The 16574-nt window shown below is 69.1% G+C and carries 12 protein-coding genes; 8 read left to right on the top strand and 4 right to left on the bottom strand.

Features of this window, described 5'->3' with window-relative positions; translation table 11 throughout:
• Positions 1-145 precede the first annotated feature (145 nt).
• The 3 genes from QHF83_RS40835 to QHF83_RS40825 all read right to left on the bottom strand — a co-directional run bounded on the left by QHF83_RS40835 (position 146) and on the right by QHF83_RS40825 (position 8306).
• Positions 146-5860 carry an ATP-binding sensor histidine kinase gene (locus QHF83_RS40835; protein ID WP_282423506.1) on the bottom strand — a complete coding sequence of 1905 codons (5715 nt, stop codon included), beginning with the start codon at positions 5858-5860 and terminating at the stop codon, positions 146-148.
• A 215-nt stretch (positions 5861-6075) separates the two neighbouring features.
• On the bottom strand, positions 6076-7665 hold the full coding sequence (locus tag QHF83_RS40830) for an SDR family oxidoreductase (protein ID WP_282423505.1): 1590 nt from the start codon (positions 7663-7665) through the stop codon (positions 6076-6078).
• Complete coding sequence (locus tag QHF83_RS40825) at positions 7665-8306, bottom strand: hypothetical protein (RefSeq protein WP_282423504.1); 642 nt, start codon at positions 8304-8306, stop codon at positions 7665-7667. The genes QHF83_RS40830 and QHF83_RS40825 overlap by 1 nt, the downstream gene beginning before the upstream one ends.
• Before the next feature lie 197 nt (positions 8307-8503).
• On the opposite strand from QHF83_RS40825, the gene QHF83_RS40820 reads away from it, so the two are divergent.
• The 3 genes from QHF83_RS40820 (at position 8504) to ybaK (ending at position 10384) form a co-directional block, all read left to right on the top strand.
• Positions 8504-8863, top strand: coding sequence for a DUF1992 domain-containing protein (locus tag QHF83_RS40820; RefSeq protein ID WP_282423503.1), 360 nt, complete (start codon positions 8504-8506; stop codon positions 8861-8863).
• Positions 8864-8936: 73 nt separating this feature from the next.
• The gene (locus QHF83_RS40815) at positions 8937-9887 is read left to right on the top strand and encodes a cysteine synthase family protein (RefSeq protein WP_282423502.1); all 951 of its coding nucleotides are present in this window, start codon (positions 8937-8939) and stop codon (positions 9885-9887) included.
• Between the two features lie 23 nt (positions 9888-9910).
• A complete protein-coding gene (ybaK, locus tag QHF83_RS40810) occupies positions 9911-10384 on the top strand; it encodes a Cys-tRNA(Pro) deacylase (protein ID WP_282423501.1) in 474 nt (157 codons plus the stop codon).
• 68 nt (positions 10385-10452) lie between these two features.
• Here the strand turns inward: ybaK and QHF83_RS40805 are convergent, their stop codons facing one another.
• Positions 10453-12015: a serine/threonine-protein kinase gene (locus QHF83_RS40805; protein WP_282423500.1), complete on the bottom strand. Its 1563-nt coding sequence runs from the start codon at positions 12013-12015 to the stop codon at positions 10453-10455.
• Positions 12016-12123: 108 nt separating this feature from the next.
• Here QHF83_RS40805 and QHF83_RS40800 point away from each other — a divergent pair, with 108 nt between their 5' ends.
• From QHF83_RS40800 to QHF83_RS40780, 5 genes are all read left to right on the top strand, one after another.
• Positions 12124-12924, top strand: coding sequence for a crotonase/enoyl-CoA hydratase family protein (locus QHF83_RS40800; RefSeq protein ID WP_282423499.1), 801 nt, complete (start codon positions 12124-12126; stop codon positions 12922-12924).
• A 139-nt stretch (positions 12925-13063) separates the two neighbouring features.
• The gene (locus tag QHF83_RS40795; protein WP_282423498.1) at positions 13064-14491 is read left to right on the top strand and encodes a PAS domain-containing protein; all 1428 of its coding nucleotides are present in this window, start codon (positions 13064-13066) and stop codon (positions 14489-14491) included.
• Between the two features lie 93 nt (positions 14492-14584).
• On the top strand, positions 14585-15448 hold the full coding sequence (locus QHF83_RS40790; RefSeq protein ID WP_282423497.1) for a cyclic nucleotide-binding domain-containing protein: 864 nt from the start codon (positions 14585-14587) through the stop codon (positions 15446-15448).
• A 38-nt stretch (positions 15449-15486) separates the two neighbouring features.
• Entirely contained in the window at positions 15487-16326 is an 840-nt protein-coding gene (locus tag QHF83_RS40785) for a 2-oxo acid dehydrogenase subunit E2 (RefSeq protein ID WP_282423496.1), read from the top strand.
• Positions 16327-16357: 31 nt separating this feature from the next.
• Positions 16358-16574 (top strand): hypothetical protein (locus QHF83_RS40780; RefSeq protein WP_282423495.1); only part of this gene is annotated, 217 nt, incomplete at its 3' end.

The following is a 16574-nucleotide window of genomic DNA, read 5'->3' as shown; positions in this document are numbered from 1 at the left end:
GCAACGCGCCCCTCCGGAGCGCCTCTTTGCGAGGGACAGACCCTTGCGCGGCCGCTGGTGTCGCACCCCAACGAGAGGGCGGGCCACGGCGTATGAGCTCGCTCACCAGCTCGAACGCCTTTCTGTCAGCGAGGTCGGGCGGGTTTTAGCAGGCTGTCGAGAGGTGGCCGGCACAAGGAAGCTCGAGGGTGAACGATGAGCCGACCCCCGGCTCGCTCTGGACACGGAGCGTGCCTCCGTGCGCTTCCGCGATCCGGCGGCTGATGTACAGCCCGAGCCCGAGGCCGCCGTAATTCTCGGAGGCGGCGCGCTCGAAGCGCTCGAAGATGCGCTCCTGCCGCGCCGGGTCGATGCCGATTCCATGGTCTTTGACCACGATCCGCGCGATTCCTTGCTCCTCGCCGTAGTAGATCTCGATGGGCTTGCCGGCTCCGAATTTGATCGCATTCGAGAGGAGGTTCGTCAGGATCTGCTCGACGCGGTCGGGATCCCAGCGACCGACGACGTGGTGGTCGTATTGGATGTGGACCGAGCACCGCGCTTGCGCGAGCTCCGGCTTGAGCTGGTCGATCGCATTGCGTATGAGGGTCGCGAGGTCGACGTCCTCGCGCTCGAGCGGGAGCCGGCCCCCGTGGAGCTGCGAGACGTCCACGAGGGCCTTGTTCAGCCGACCGAGGCGCGTCCCCTGACGCAGGGCCCGCTCGACCAGCTTGCTCATCACCTGCGTATCGCCCGATCGACCGGACCGAATGGCCCGGTCCATCGATTGCAGCGTGAGCCGGAGCGACGTCAACGGCGTATTGAGCTCGTGCGAGGCCACCGTGAGGAATTCGTCCCGCACGCGCACCGCCTCCTGCGTCTTGCGGTAGAGGCGCGCATTGTCGATCGCGACCGCGGCGCGGCGCGCGACATCTTCGACCAGCGCGAGGTCGGCGCGCCCGTAGCGGCGTTCCGGCGCGGAGGAGACGACGCTCAGGACGCCGAGGGTTTGTCCGTGCGCCGCGAGCGGCACGATGATGGAGCTATGGGCGCCGAGTGCGCGGCTGAGCTTCCTGTGCTCATCGTCGACGACGAACCTCCCAATGACCTCCTCGGCGAGATCGGGAATCAGGAGCGGCTGGCCCGTCTGCAAGACCTTGGAGGCCGGGTGGGGTGAATTCGTGCGAGGAGGATACCGCCGCTGGAGCTCCTCGAGCAACGGCTCCTTCGCGGGGTCCTTGTGGGCGCCGCAGATGCGCCGGATCTCGCCACTCTCCACGATGTCGACCACGCACCAGTCGGAAATGGATCGCACGGATAGCCGCGCGAGGCGCGCCAGCGTCTCCTTGTAATCGAGCGACTCCGAAAGGAGCGCCCCCGCCTCGGCGATGAACGTGGCCCGGCGCTCCGCTGCCTCGGCTGCCGCGCGCGCCACCTCGGCCGCTGCCCGCGCCGCCTCGGCCGCCGCGCGTGCTGCCTGCTCCTTGCCGAGGAGCTGCGCCTTCTCCAGGGATATCGCCGCCTGCGTGGCGAGGAGCGAAAGCGCCACGAGCCGATCGGGCGTGAACGCGCCGGCGAGGAGGTTGTTCTCCAAATAGAGGAGACCGACCACCTCGGTTTGCCGGAGGATGGGCAAGCACAAGAGTGACCTCGGCTTCACGCGGGCGACGTAGGGATCCGAGGCGTATTTCGCCGCCTCGGCCGCGTCCTCGAGGATCACGCGCTCCTTCGTCCGCATGGCGTAGTTGACGATCGAGACGGGCACGAGCGACGACGAGAGCGGCTGCGATTCCAGGAGCTTCGTCGCCACGCCTCTTCCCTCGAGGGACGCCTCCGCCTCGATCGAGGAGCAACCATCCCGGCAGAGGATCAGGCAGCCTCGTTGCGCTCCGCCCTGCTCGAGCACGACCGTGAGCAGCGTGCGCAAGAGCTTGTCGAAGATGATCTCGCCCGAAATGGTCTGCGAGGCCTTGGTCACCGAGAGCAGGTCGAACTGCTCGGACCGGACCGCGAAGGTGGCGGTATGCGCGAGCGACCTCGGCTCGAGGAGGCGGGGATGCTGCTGATCAATCTGTCTCACCTTGCCATCAGCGCCCCAGCGGGCGTAGCAGGCGCGCGCCTCGCGGAGGCACGTATCGGCGAACAGGGCGAACCCACGCGCCCGGTAGAACCGAGACGCGAGCTCGTAGGCGAGCGCTTCGATGTGAACGAAGCCGTTCTCGCGCGCCGAGCGGGTGGCCTCTTCATAGAGGCGCTCGGCGTCGAGGTCTCGGCCCTCGATACGAGCAACCTCCGCCGACACGAGAGCGTAGCGGTTCAGATAGTTCTCGGGGCAGTTGTCCGCCCAGAGCTTGAGCTTCTGCAGCCCCCGTTCGAGGGTGCGCGCGAACTCCCGCTGCTGCGCGGCAGGCGCCTGCGGGTAGAGCGCGGTCAAAGTGAGCGCATGGTAGAAGTGATGCGTGGCCTCGATGGGCTGCGCCATGACCGCCCCCAGCATCGTCGCCGCTCGGGCCGCAGAATCGAGCGCCTCGCGATACCGTCCGTCGGTAAAAGCGGCGACGTGCTTCATGACATGGTAGAAGGCAATCCCGCAGCCGAACGTCGCCCCCGTGATCACGGCCAGACTTTCAGCTTCGTCGCAAGCTCGCTCGTCGAGGTTTGCCGGCTCCAGCGTCGATCCTTGCAGGCTCGTCACGAACTGCCGTTCGAGCTGGATCGTATGAAATACCGCATCGTTGTGGCTCTCTCGGGCGAACGCGAGGTATTTCTGCGCCACGCCGAGGACTTCGTCGAGCGGGCTGCCGGTCTCCAGAACCTGCCATACCGTCAGAACGGTCACGAGGCCGGCAAAAACGAGATCGCCGACCTCCAAGCAGGCGAGGAATGCCTGCTCCATGATCGGAACGCTGGTCGCGATGGGCCTCCGCCAGGAGTGGATGTGGCCGCCATGCATGAATAGCAGCGTGCCCTTGAGCTTGGCGTCGTTGAACTTCTCGTTCAGCCGCAGCGACATCTCGGAGAACTCGTAGGCGGACGGAATGTCGCCGAAGACCGACGCCAACATGATGCCGTAGGCGCAGTAGGCGAAGCAGGTTTCCTCGGCGTTCCCGTACCGCAGGGAGAAGCTCAGCGCTTTGACGACGTCCAGCGCGAACATCTCCGGTCGCGCGTTGTACGCGCAGGGGATCGAATCGACGAGCAGGCCGATGATCGCCCTCCCATCGGGGTCGCTCACCACCGGCGCGTCGAGGAGGTCGGCGATCCGGAGGCCGCGCAGGCTGGCCGAAATGCTCCGGTTCTCGGCTTCGACGGCGGCCTGGATCTCCTCGTCCGACTCGGGCAATGTCACGCAGTAGAGCCGCAGGGCTTCCCGTGCGACCGTCACCCCGTCGGCATATCGCCCCGAGACCTGGTACAGCCTGATGCGCAGCCGGTAGACCCTGGCTCGGTCGGGATTGGAGCGGGCGTTCTGGAATATGACGTCGAATAGCTCGTCGGCCTGCTGGAAGTTGCCGACGAGGTATTCGCATTCGGACCGCTCCATGTAGAGGGCGAACGTTTCTTCGTACTGCGTGCGCCAGGCGTCCGCGGCCAAGAGCGCCGTCGCTTGGGCCAGATAGCTCTGCGCCGACGCGTACGCAATCGAGGCCTTCGCCCTTCTTCCCGCCTGGAAGTCGAGCCGGCAGAGCGTCTCCTTTTCGCGTGGATCGGTGATGAGCGCGACGCCATGGTTGAGCTGGTTCGCGACGTCGAAGACCCGCTCCGCGATCACCTCTTCTGGCAACTTCGCCAATAGGAGCCGGCCGATCCGCAGGTGCACCTCGGCCCGCTGCTCCTCGGGAATGAGCGAATAGGCCGCCTCCTGGACACGGTCGTGGAGAAACTTGTATCCGTCGTCCAGGCGGAGGACGAGCCCGGCGCGAACGGCCTCCCAGAGGCTCGCGTGCGTATCCTCCAGCGATCCGCAGCGAACCATCGTCAGGATGGCGGTCTCCGCTGTATTTCCCAGACAAGCGAGGTGTTTCAGCGCTTCCTGGGTGCCTGCAGGGAGCCGCACGAGCTTCCCGATCATCAGGTCGATCACGTTGTCGGTGAAGTTCTTTTCGCGGATCTTGGCCACGTCCCACTGCCAGATCCCCGCGCGCCCATCGAACTCGATCAGGCGCTCTTCGTGAAGCTCCGTGAGGAACTGGATCGCGAAGAAGGGATTGCCAGCCGTCTTCTCGTGAACGAGGTCCGCGAGCGGCCGGGCGCCCTCGCGAGGGCAGTGCAGCGCATCGCTGACGAACATGGCGAGGTGCTCGCGGGAAAGCGGGCCGAGCACGATATCCGAGACGCGCACGCCCTCCTTCCGCACCTTGTCGAGCATCAGCATGAGCGGGTGCGAGGGGCTCACCTCGTTGTCTCGACATGCACCGATCACGAGGAGGTGGTGCGTCTTTCCGTGCGTCAGCAGATCCTGAAGGAGTCCGAGGCTCGCCGAATCGGCCCACTGGAGATCGTCGAGAAAGAGCGCGAGGGGGTGCTCCTTCGTGGCGAACACCCCGATGAAATGCCGGAACACGATGCGGAACCGGTTCTGCGCCTCGGCCGGGGGCAGCTCGGCGACCGGCGGTTGCGGGCCGATGGCGAGCTCGACCTGCGGGATCACGTCCACGATGAGCTGTCCGTTGATCCCGAGCGCGCAGAGCAGCCGCTGCCTAAAGGCGGCGATCCGCTCCTCGCTCTCCGTGAGGATTTCGAGCACGAGGTCCCGGAAGGCCTGGACGATCGTGGAGTAGGGGATACCGCGCTTGTATTGATCGAACTTCCCTGCGATGAAGAAGCCTCGCTCGCGCGCGACCGGCTTCTGCAGCTCGTTCACGAGCGCCGACTTGCCGATGCCGGAATAGCCCGAGACCAGGACGAGCTCGGGGGATCCCGTATCGAGCACGCGCTCGGGCGCGGAGAGCAGCGCCGCGATCTCGCCCTCGCGACCATAGAGCTTCTGGGGGATCTGGAAGCGATCCGGGATGTCGTGCTCGGCCAGGAGGAACGGTTCCAGCCGGCCCTCGGCCCGCCACTGGCCCCGGCACTGCGCGAGGTCGTTCAGCAGGCCGCGGGCGGTCTGGTAGCGATCCTCGGCCATCTTGGCCAGCAGCTTGAGGACGATCGCGGAGAGGATCTCGGGGAGCTCCGAGACGAACGCGGAGGGCGACGGCGGGGCACGGGCGACGTGGCAATGCACCCATTCGAGCGGATCATGCGCCTCGAAGGGCAGCCGCCCGGTGAGCATCTCGTAAAAGGTCACGCCGAGAGCGTAGAGGTCGGCGCGGCTGTCGATCGCACGGTTCATCCGCCCCGTCTGCTCCGGCGAGAGATAAGGCAAGGAGCCCTCGATGAGGCTCGGGCTCTCCACGGCCCGGTGTCCGCGGGAAAGGATCGCCGCGAGCCCGAAATCGCAGAGCTTCACCTGGCCGGTGGCAGCATCGACGAGGATATTCTGCGGTTTCAGGTCTTTGTGGATGACGTCACGCTCGTGGAGCTCCGCCACGGCCGCCGCGATACGAACCGCGAGGTCGAGGAATCGCTCGGTGGGCATGGGCGCGCCGAGGAAGTGGTCGAGCGACGCGCCGCCGAAATCCTCCATCACGAGCGCCGGCCATCCCTCGTGCGTGTCGAGGGCGATCGGCTTGACGATGGCCTGCGCGTCGAGTTGCCTGAGGAGCTCGTATTCGCGCTTCAAACGCTCGAGACCGCGCGGGTGGCTGCGCCTCGGGTCCAGCACCTTCAGGATGACCGGGAGGCGATCCGCCGTCCGGACCCCGCGGAGCAACAGGGTCCCTCTCCCCTCGTGAAGCGTCTCGAGGATGGCGAACGGGGGTACGTCCTTCGTCGGCATGGGAAGAGCTCGCCGCCCGGAGCGGGCGCCCGGGAAGGGGCACGCGGGAAGAAGCCCAGCCGCGACGTTCCGTCGACAGCCCCCTCGAACGCCCATTCCTCTAGCATGGGACTAGCATGGGACGTGCCCTCTTCGCCGCGCCCTCGTCTCGACGAACCGATGCCTGCGTGAGGTCGTCGCTCGTCCCGCCGTAGCCCCCGTGTCGAGCGCGCTCGTCACCAGGGCGTCGGCTTGTAATCCTTGAAAAACTGCCCGTAGGCGTGGACGCCGGTGGCGAACCCCTCGAAGATCGGGTCCACGATGCGGGCCGCGCCGTCGACGATGTCGAGCGGCGGGTGGAAGCCGTGAATGGATTGCTTGCGGGCCGCGATCTCCGCGGGATCCTCGTCCGTCACCCAGCCCGTGTCCACGCTGTTGATGTGGATGCCGTCCTTCACGTAATCCTGCGCCGAGGTGCGCGTGAGCATGTTGAGCGCCGCCTTGGCCATGTTCGTGTGGGGGTGTTTGTCCGTCTTGTGCTCGCGGTAGAATTGCCCCTCCATCGCCGAGACGTTGACGATGTGCTTGTCGCGCGTGGGATGCCGCGTCATGAGGCCCTTGAGCTTGCTGCTCAGCACGAACGGGGCGATGGCATTGACGAGGTGCACCTCGATGAGCTCGATCGTGGGCACCTCGGCGAGCGCGAAGCGCCAGCTGTTCTTGTCGCGGAGGTCTTTCTGCTGGAGGTCCGCGTCGAGCGCGCCGCGGGGGAAGAGATCCACGCGGCCCCGCAAGGCGTGGTCCTCGGCCGTGAGCGGGACCTGGGAGAGCGCGGCGGGATCCTCGAACAGAGCGAGCGAGCCCGTGCGCGGGGCGAGGCTGACCTCGTTTGCCTGGGCAAACGCTCGTTGCGCGGCGCGCTCGGCCTCGTGGCTCGCGACGAGGCGGGCCGCCTCGGGGGGCAATCGATCGGGCGACGAGAGCTCGACGTCGAGGAGGTGCTCGTAGAAGCCCGGCGGCCTGCGCACGGTCTGGCAGGCGTTGTGGATGATGAAATCGAGGCGCGGGAGGTGGCCTTCGAGGAACCGCGCGAACCGCTCGACGCTCGGGGTGAGCCGCAGATCGAGGCCGTGAATTTCGAGCCGATCGGCCCAGGCCTCGTAATCGCTCTCGCGGGCGTAGCGGAGGGCGGCGTCGTGGGGGAACCGCGTGGTCACGACGACACGCGCGCCGGCGCGGAGGAGGAGGATCGCGGCCTGGTATCCGATCTTGACGCGCGCGCCCGTCACGAGCGCGACGCGGCCCCGGAGGTCGGCCGTCTGCGTGCGCTTCTGATGATTGAGCTCGGCGCAGGGCGGGCAGAGCTGATCGTAGAAGAAATGGACCTTGCGGAACTCGGCTTTGCAGACGTAACACTTGCGCGCGCCCGTGAGCTCGGCGGGCGGCGGGGTCTCCGCGGGGCCAGGCAAAACACCGAAGCTCGGCGGCGGGGTCTGGAAGACGGGGGCGCGGCGGGCGGCGCGAATGCCGGTCGCGTCGAGCAGCGCCGCGTCCTCGGCCCTCACGGCGAGGCGATCCTTTCTGCGGAGCGCCTTCGCGAGGCGGCGTTGCTCGGCGCGATCGGGCCGCGAGACCCGGCCGGCCGCTTCGAGCAGCCGCACGCGCGCCTCGCGCGGCACGTGCGCGAGGACGGCCCGGTCCCGGACCACGGCTTCGAGCACGTCGAGGGCGACGCGGAGATCGGCCTCGGAAAATGGAGCCTGCTCGGGGGCGTTGGGCTCGTGGTCGTCCTGTTCGTCCTGTTCGTCCGTGCGTTCGTCGATCATCAATGGAATGCGAGCCCGAAGAGCTGGCCGTCGAGGGGGATGGGCGCCTTGATGGCGCAGATGAGCCCGATATCCAGGCCGTACGGGGTCCCCTCGGCGAAGGCGCTGACGGGGACGCCGATCCGGAGGGCCGCGGAGAAGAAGCCAATGGAGACGAAAGGCGAGGCGTGGAGGCCGATGGTGGTGGCGCGATTGCCGTAGCCTTCCTCGATGTATGCGCCGATCTCGGCGCCGAACATCATGAAGTTGATCTGCGGGCCAAACGCCCAGCGGCCATGCGTGAACCCGACGGACTGCGCCTGCGCGAAGGCGCCGAGGCCGAAGCGGAACGCCTCGACGGGGTATCGCACGTACGAGAGCTCGAAGCCGAGGGCGCCGGAGATGGAGTCGTCGGTGTGGCCCGTGATGCCGAAGAGCGGCCCGAAGCCGACGAAATTCTTCGCCTGGCGCAGGTTGCCGCGGCTCGGGGACGAGGGCTCGGGCGTAAGCGCAAACGCAGGGGGCTCCTCGGCCGAGGCCGCCGCCGTCGCGGTGAGGCCCGCGGCGAAGGCCGCGAACGAGCAAACGAGCCGGACCAGGCCCGGTGGCCCGAGTCGCCTGCCCGAGAATGGACGAGGAGCGTCCCCAGCGCGGTAGCGCATCGCGGCGGAGCATACATGGATCGGAGACGCTGACCAGCCGCTTTGGAGCGGACCGCTTGGGTTCGTCCGGCAGGCGCGTCCGGAACGGCCGCGGGAATGTGCACGCCCACCCCATGAGCCGTAACGTCGTGCCTTGACCGGCCCGCGGACGCTCCCCACGTCGTGATCGACGGGCAAGCCGAGCAAGGAGGCGAGGCGTGCGTTCGAGGGATTTTCATGTGCTCGTGGAGGCGCGGATCCGGGAGGCGGAGGCGCGAGGGGCGTTCGAGGACCTGCCGGGCAAGGGCAAGCCGATGCCCGCGGACGACCTCGCCGGCCTGCCCGAGGAAGACCGCATGGCCGCGCGGATCCAGCGCATCGCAGGGAGCGCGCCGGAGGAGGTGGAGCTCTTGCGGGACATCGCGGCGCTGCGCGAGCGGCTCGCCGCCAGCAAGGACGAAAAGGAGCGGGCGAAGCTCACGGAAGCGCTCGGCGCGAAGACGACGCGGCTCGCGATCCTGTTCGAGGCGTCGGGGCGGAACGTGCTCGTGCACAGCAAGCTGACGGAGCCGCGTTGAACGGCAGCGGCGCCGCTGCCGAGTTCCGGTTCGGAAAGGACAACCGCGGCGACCTCGGCTAGCCTTCCCCCCCATGGTCCGACGTTCGATGAAATGCTGGCTCGCGCGGCTCGCGGCGGGCACGCCCACGGTCCCGCTCCGGGACGAGGAGACGGGGTGTACCCTCTGGATCAAGCTCGAGTACATGCTCCCGAGCGGATCCACGAAGGACCGCATCGCGAGCTTCATCCTCGGCCACGCCGTCGAGCGGGGCGCGCTCGGGAGCGACAGCGTCGTCGTCGAGGCGTCGAGCGGCTCGACCTCGATCGCCTTCGCCATGGCCTGCGCCATGATCGGCGTGCGATTCCGCGCCGTCATGCCCGAGGGCGTGAGCGGCGAGCGCTTGCTCATCATCCGTCGTTATGGCGGCGAGGTGGTGCTCACGCCCCGGCACCTCGGCGTGCCCGGCTCGATCGACGAGACCCGGCGCATGGCCGAAGGGGACCCGCGGATCTTCTGGCCGCGACAATTCGAGAATCCCCAGAATGCCCTCGCCCACCAGCGGACCACCGGGCCCGAGCTCATCGCCCAGGTCGGCACCACGATCCACGGGTTCGTCGCCGGCGTCGGGACGGGCGGGACGCTCATGGGGATCGCGCGGGCGCTCGTCGAGGCGGGGCAAAAGGCGGTGATCGGGAGGCCTCGGCCGGAGCGGGGCGTGTGTTTCGAGGGGCAGCCGGAGATCTGCGGCGGGATTCCGGGGGTCGTGGACGGGCTGTCGCACATCCTCGACGAGGAGGCCGTGGGGGGCGTGGTCTCGCTGCCCGTGCCGGACGCGGAGGCCATTCGGGCGGCGCGGGATCTCGTGGCGCAGGGGTTCCCGGTGGGCCCGTCGAGCGGGCTCAATCTGGCCGGCGCGCGGATGCTGGCGCGGAGGCTCGGGCCGGGGCACGACATCGCGACCGTGCTCTGCGACCGGATGGAGCGGTATTTCTCGACCGATATGTTCCGGGACCTGTCGGGGGACGAGGCCGCGGGCGGTTAGCCCCCGAGCGTTGAAAGCGCACGATGAAGACCAATGCGGTGAGGTTGCTCGATACGCACGGCATTTCCTACGAGCTCCGGGACTACGAGGTCGATCCCGACGATCTGCGGGCCGGGACGGTGGCCGAGAAGATCGGTTTGCCCGTCGAGCAGGTCTGGAAAACCCTGGTTTGCCGGGGGGATCGGACGGGCGTGCTCATGGCCGTGCTCGCGGGCAACGAGGAGCTCGATCTGAAGGCGCTCGCGCGGGCCACGGGCGATCGGAAGGTGGATACGGTGCCGCTGAAGGAGGTGCAGCCGCTCACGGGGTACGTGCGCGGCGGCGTGACCGCGATCGGCGGCAAAAAAGAGTTTTTCGTGGTCGTCGACGAGACGATCGAGCTTCACGACGTGGTGTCCGTTTCGGCAGGCGTGCGGGGGCTGCAGATCCTGCTCGCGCCGGCCGATTACGTGCGGATGGTGAAAGGGACGCTCGCGCCGATCGCCCGGAGCGTTTAGGACGACGACGTCCACCTCCAGGACAGCGACCTCCGCCTCCAGGACAGCGACCTCCGCCTCCAGGACACCTACCGGGTCAAATGTCGCAGCAGGCGCGCGAGGGCGAGGAGCGCGCCGGCGCCGATGAGGATGGCGGCGAGGTAGGACAGACGGAGCGGCCCGAACCCGACGCGCTCGCCCCCGAGCCAGAGCCATCCGGCGATCTGGTCGAGCACGCGGATGAGCACGCCCGCGCCGGCCAGCACGACCGGGCCCCCGAGCATGCTGCGGACGTCGGGCGCGGGCTCGTGGGGCACGCTCGGAAGCGGCTCGCGCGGGACCGACGACACGCGCGGCCTGGGGACCGAGGGGACCCGCGGGCTCGGCTGCGACACCGGCGCATCGACGCGCACGGCCGGCATCGACGTGCTCGATCGGCGCTGAGGCGCGTTCGGGCCGCTCGCACCCCAGTCGACGTCGATCGCGGCGGCATCCCGGGCGCCGGCGGACAGCACCGCGGGCGGGTCCGACAACCGCGAGATGCGTCCTGCGCCCTCGTCGGCGAGCACCGTGGAGGCGACGTCGATGCTCGCGGGCGGCACGGAGACGGCGCGCATCGAGCCCGAGCTGCGGCGCGTCTCTTGCCCCTCGAGGAGCGGCGCGCGCATGCTCCCGGATCGATGCCCCGTGGGCGCGGAGAGGCGCGGCCCGATGCCGAGCGCTTGCTCCACCTCGTCCCAGAACGCGCCGGCGCTCCCGGGGCGCTCGCGCGGATCCACGGCGAGCGCGCGGCGGAAGACGGCTTCGAGCGCGTCGGGCACCACGATGCCCTCGTTCCGCGGCGTGGGCCTGCGCTTCTCGTCGAGCACGGTCCCCATGATCGCCACCGCATCGCCGTCGATCACCACGCGGCCGGCCATGGTCTCGAGGAACGCGAGCGCGAGGCCCCAGACGTCGGTCCACGGGCCGGTCGTGCCGAACCGCTTCGGCGCCCACTGCTCCGGCGCGCCGTACCGCGGCGTGAAGGCGAGCGGCGTGGCTTCGTCCGCCCGCGTCATTTCCCCGGCCATCACGGAGGCCGCGTCGCGGGCGCGGGCGATGCCGAAGTCGAGGATCTTCACGTACTCGGAGCCGTGGACCTCGGCGAGGAAGATGTTCGCGGGCTTGATGTCGCGGTGGACGACGCAGATCGGCCCCTGCGGCCCGGGGAAGTTGTGGGCGATGTCGAGGGCGCGGGCGACGGGCGTGAGCAGCCGCGCGACGTCCACGCAGCCGAGCGGCGGCAGGCCGTCCGCGGCGCGCTGCTCGATGAGCGACCAGAGCGTGCGCCCTTCGAGCCACTCGAGCGCGATGAACGGGACGATGAGGCCGCTGTCGAGCGTGATGACGTCGTAATGCAGGGGCCTCACGACCTCCGGGATCGTGGCCGAGAGCCGGAAGAGCATCTCCGCTTCCTCGCGGAATCGTTCGAGGAACCCGGCGCGCAAGTCCTCCGGGATCGTGGGTATCTTCAGGCACTTCAGCGCGACGGGGGCGCGGAACGCTCCGTGGAGCGCGCGGTAGACGACGCCGAACCCCCCTTCGGCCACCGCCTCTTCGATGGTGAAGGGGCCCTGCGTCGTGCCGGCGATCCCGAAGACGTCGTGGGCCATCGCGCCGAGCATACGACGTCCGGGGCAGCGCGGTGAAGTGGGAGGCGCACACCGGGTCGCGGCCGGCTCTCGACCGACGCCCGAGCGGTCTCTGCTAGCCTCGCCCGCATGAGTGAGTTCGTCTCTCTTGAGATTTCCGAAACGATCGCGACCGTCACGCTCCTCCGGCCCACGATGCCGCCCGCGCTCTTCGTCGAGCTCGAGGCGCTGTTCGAGCGCCTCGCGGCCGAGAAGGGCCTGCGCGCCGTCGTCTTGCAGTCGACGGCGAAGGCGTTCTCGTTCGGGCTCGATCTGCGCGCGGCGATGGCCGATCTCGGCCCGCACCTCGCGGGCGGAGGCGCCGCCGAGCGGCTGGAGCTCCTCGGGCTCATCCGGCGCTACCAGCGCGGCTTCGACGCCGTCGCGGCCTGCCCCGTGCCCGTGATCGCGGCCATCCAGGGGCCTTGCATCGGCGGCGGGCTCGACCTCGCGGCGGCGTGCGACATCCGCCTCTCGACGCGCGACGCGTACTTCTCCGTGCGCGAGACGAAGATCGCGATCGTTGCGGATCTCGGGAGCTTGCAGCGGCTGCCGCGGCTGCTCGGCCAGGGGCTCGTGCGGGAGCTCGCATTCACGGGCAAGGATCTCTCGGCCGAGCGCGCGCTCTCGATCGGCCTCGTGAACGAGCTCTTCGACGACGCGGCGGCGCTCCACGCGGGGGCGCGCAAGCTCGCGCTGGAGATCGCGTCGAATCCGCCGCTCACGGTGCGCGGCGTCAAAGCGGTGCTCGATCACGGCGAGGGCAAGTCGGTCGCCGACGGGCTCGCCTACGTCGCGGCGTGGAACGCGGCGTTCCTCGCGTCCGAGGATCTCGGCGAGGCCATGGCGTCGTTCATGGAGAAGCGACCGCCGCGCTTCGCGGGGAAGTAAGGAGGGCACGAAAACCGCTCGATTCTTCATTGCGAGCGGACGAGCAGGGCAGGCACCATGGCCTATGGAGGGGGCCATGCGCATCGCACCGGCTCGAGGTGCCGCGTCATGCGTCCCGGAGGGTGGACGCTTGATGCGCATGGATTTCCCCAGTGCAGAGACGCTCCTTCGCGGCTGCCCGACACCTCTCGCGCTCGTGTCGCTCTCCGGCGAGACGCTCGCGACGAACGCCGCCTGGGACGCTCGCGTGGGCATCGGCGTGCTCGACGCTCGCGTGCACGAGCAGGATCGCGCCGCGCTCGTGGAGGCGCGACGCGCGGCGTTCGGTTCGGAGGCGACGCGCTCGCTCGACGTGCGCCTCGCGCGGGAAGGCGAGCGCGCGCGGCTCTCGTTCTGGCGCGCCGACGAGCGGACGTTGTGGGCCTCGGCGGAGGTGACCCGCGACGAGCAGGAGGAGCGCAAGGCGCGCATCCTGCTCGACTGTTTCCGCGCGATGGACGCGATCGTCTGGTCGTGCGACACGGAGGGCAAGGTCCTCGTGTCGGACGGCAAGGGGCTCGCGCTGCTCGGCCTCGTCCCTGGGGCGGCCGTGGGGAAGAGCGTGTTTCAGCTCTACCCGCCGGACTCGAAGGTGCACACGATCGTCGAGCGCACGCTCGCCGGCGAGACGTTGCTGCAAGAGGACGTCACCGAGAAGGCGCACTGGCGGAACGTCTACACGCCGCTCGTCGACGCGAACGGCACCGTGAAGGGGCTCCAGTCGCTCGCAGTGAACGACGGCGAGGATCTTCAGCTCTCCAAGAAATCCAAGGCCATCGCGGAGTGCGTCGACCGCCTCCCGATCTGCGTATGGGCCTTCGACAAGACGGGAACATGTACCCTCTTCGAAGGGGCGCTCGGGAGGCAGATGGGCCGCACGGCGGCGGACCTCGTGGGCAAGAACCTGTTCGAGTTCTACCGCGACCGCCCGGACCTCGTCGGCGACATGCGGCGCGCGCTGGCCGGAGAGGAGTACGTCGTCGAGCGCTCCCTCCGCGACACCCAGCTCCGCATGCGGTACGCGCCGATGCGGGATCCGTTCGGCGAGGTGATCGGCGCGTGCGCGTCGACCGAGGACGCGACCGAGCAGCTCCGGTTCGAGGCGCAGCTCCGGGCGCAGCTCGAGCTCATCGCGTCACAAAAGCGGGCGATCGTCGAGCTCGGCACGCCGATCCTCGAGGTCTGGCAGGACGTGCTCGCGGTGCCCGTCGTGGGCACGCTCGACGCGGCGCGGGCCGAGCAGATGCTCGGGGCGTTGCTCGAAGCCGTCGTCGACAAGCAGGCGCGCTTCGCGCTGCTCGACCTCACGGGCGTGGAGACGGTGGACACGGCGACGGCGCAGCACCTCGTGCGCGTGGCCTCTGCCGTGCGCCTCCTCGGCTGTGAGGGGATCATCACCGGGATCCGTCCCTCGGTCGCCAAGACGCTGATCGGGATCGACGTGAACCTCGCGCAAATCCGCACGCTCCAGAGCTTCAAGGACGCGCTGCGCTTCTGTGCAGGGCTCGGTCCGCGCGACAAGCGCTGACGCCTCTCGCGCGGACGGCACATTCATGCGAGGATCCGCCCCCCGCGCCGCGGAAAACCGCCCCGTTTGGGCCCGCGGCGACAAGGACCTGCCATGACGATTCGACCCGCCGATCTCCACGCGATTCCCCTCTTCGAGGGCATCACCGAGGCCCACCTCGCCGAGCTCATCGAGGGCCTCGAGCGCGTCACGCTCGCGCCCGGCGACGTGCTCTTCGAGGCCGGCACCGAGCCGAAACACCTGTGGCTGCTCGCCTCGGGCGAGATCGCCCTCGAGCAGGCCGGCGAGGTCCGCTTCCGGCTCGCGCCCATCGCGCCCATCGGCGAGCTCGGGGCGTTGACCGGGCTCTACCGCAACACCCGCGCGGTCGCGACCGAGGCGTCCGAGCTCTACCGCATCGGCGTCGTCGCGCTCATGCAGTTCTTCGAGAGCCACGGCGACGTCGCGTTCCCGTTCTATCACAACCTCCTCAAGATCGTGGCGCAGAAGGTCCACCGCGATGCGATGCGACAGGGCGAGATGCGGGCGAACATCATCCGCACGCAGAAGGCCATGAAGGAGCTGCGCGACCGCGTGCTCGAGGCCGAGGAGACGCCGATCAGCCGCGCGGTCTGCGAGACGCTCGACGCGCTCATCGAGCACAACCGCCGCGCCCACTACATGGTCACGCCGGCCTACGCGCTCTCGACCTCGGTCCGCCTCGACACGGGCGTGCTCATCCCCGTGAGCGCCATGTCGGACCGGTACCTCGAGCTCGTCTCGTTGCCCGACGCGAAGCCCGGCGACGAGGTGAGCTTCGTGCTGGTGATCCCGAACGGCGAGATCCCCGTGAGCGGCAAGGTGCGGCAGGCGGGCGAGGGCTCGGTGCTCGTGGAGCTCGATCTGCTCATCGAGGAGTACGCGAAGAAGCTCGGCGAGCATTTGACGCGTGTGCAGATGCTCGATTTCGTGGTGTAATCGTTCCGGAAGCGAACCCACTCCCCCGGGGGAAAGACATGAATTCGACGAGGCGCAAGCTCGCCATTGCCACATGGTCCTCGCCGCGCGAGGGCAACATCTACGGCAAGCTGGTCATGGACGCGGGCGAGGCGCTCGCCTACATCGAGCACCTGCGAAAGACCACCGGGGAGAAGGTCACGGTCGGCCACATCGTCGGCAAGGCCGCGGCGATGGCCCTGAAGAGCGCGCCGGGGCTGAACGGCCGCATCGTCCTCGGCAAGTACGTCCCCCACGAGACCGTGGACGTCACGTTCCTCGTCGCGCTGGAGGACGGGCGCGACCTCGCGAAGACGAAGATCCCGCGCGCGGACGAGAAATCGGTCGCCGACATCGCCAAGGCGCTCGCCGAGGGCGCGGGCAAGCTCCGCGGCGGAAAGGACGCCGATTTCGAGAAGAGCAAGGGCATCGTGCGGGCCCTGCCCTCGTGGCTGCTCAAGCCCATGCTCTGGACGACGGGGTTCTTGACCGGCTCGCTCGGGGTCGCGGCGTTCGGCCTCGAACCGTTCCCGTTCGGCTCGTGCGTCATCACGAACGTCGGCGCGTTCGGCGTCGACGAGGGGTATGCCCCGCCGACCCCGTTCGCGCGCGTGCCGGTGCTCATCCTCGTCGGCGCGGTGCGCGAGCAGCCTGCGGTCGTCGCGGGCAAGGTCGTCCCGCGGCCGCTCGTCACCATCACCGCGACCGTGGATCACCGCTTCATCGACGGCGCGCAGCTCGGCCAGCTCGCGAAGGTGCTCCGGAAGGGGTTTGAAGAGCCCTGGACGCTCGATAGCCTCGCGAAGGCGCCGTGGGCCACGAACGACGCGCCCGAGGCGCACGCGACGAACGGCGGGTGACGCCGAGGCGGCCGGGCTCTACTCTGGGCCCATGTCGCGCAGCACTCCCCTTCTTCTCTCTCTCCTGACCCTTCCTTTCGCGTTCGTCGCGTGCAGCGACGGCAACGAGCTCGGCGCGGGCGGCTCCGCGGGCAGCCTCGGCATCGGCAGCACGGGCCCCGGCAGCACCGGCCCGGGCGGCGCGGGACCTGGCCCTGGCAGCGGCGGCGCGGGCGCGGGTGGCAGCGGCGGTGCGGGCGCGGGTGGCA

Origin of the sequence: Polyangium sp. 15x6 (assembly GCF_029960785.1) — a bacterium.
Taxonomy (GTDB): domain Bacteria; phylum Myxococcota_A; class Polyangia; order Polyangiales; family Polyangiaceae; genus Polyangium.
Note: the sequence above shows the minus strand (reverse complement) of the source record. Positions and strands in the feature narration are given on the sequence as shown.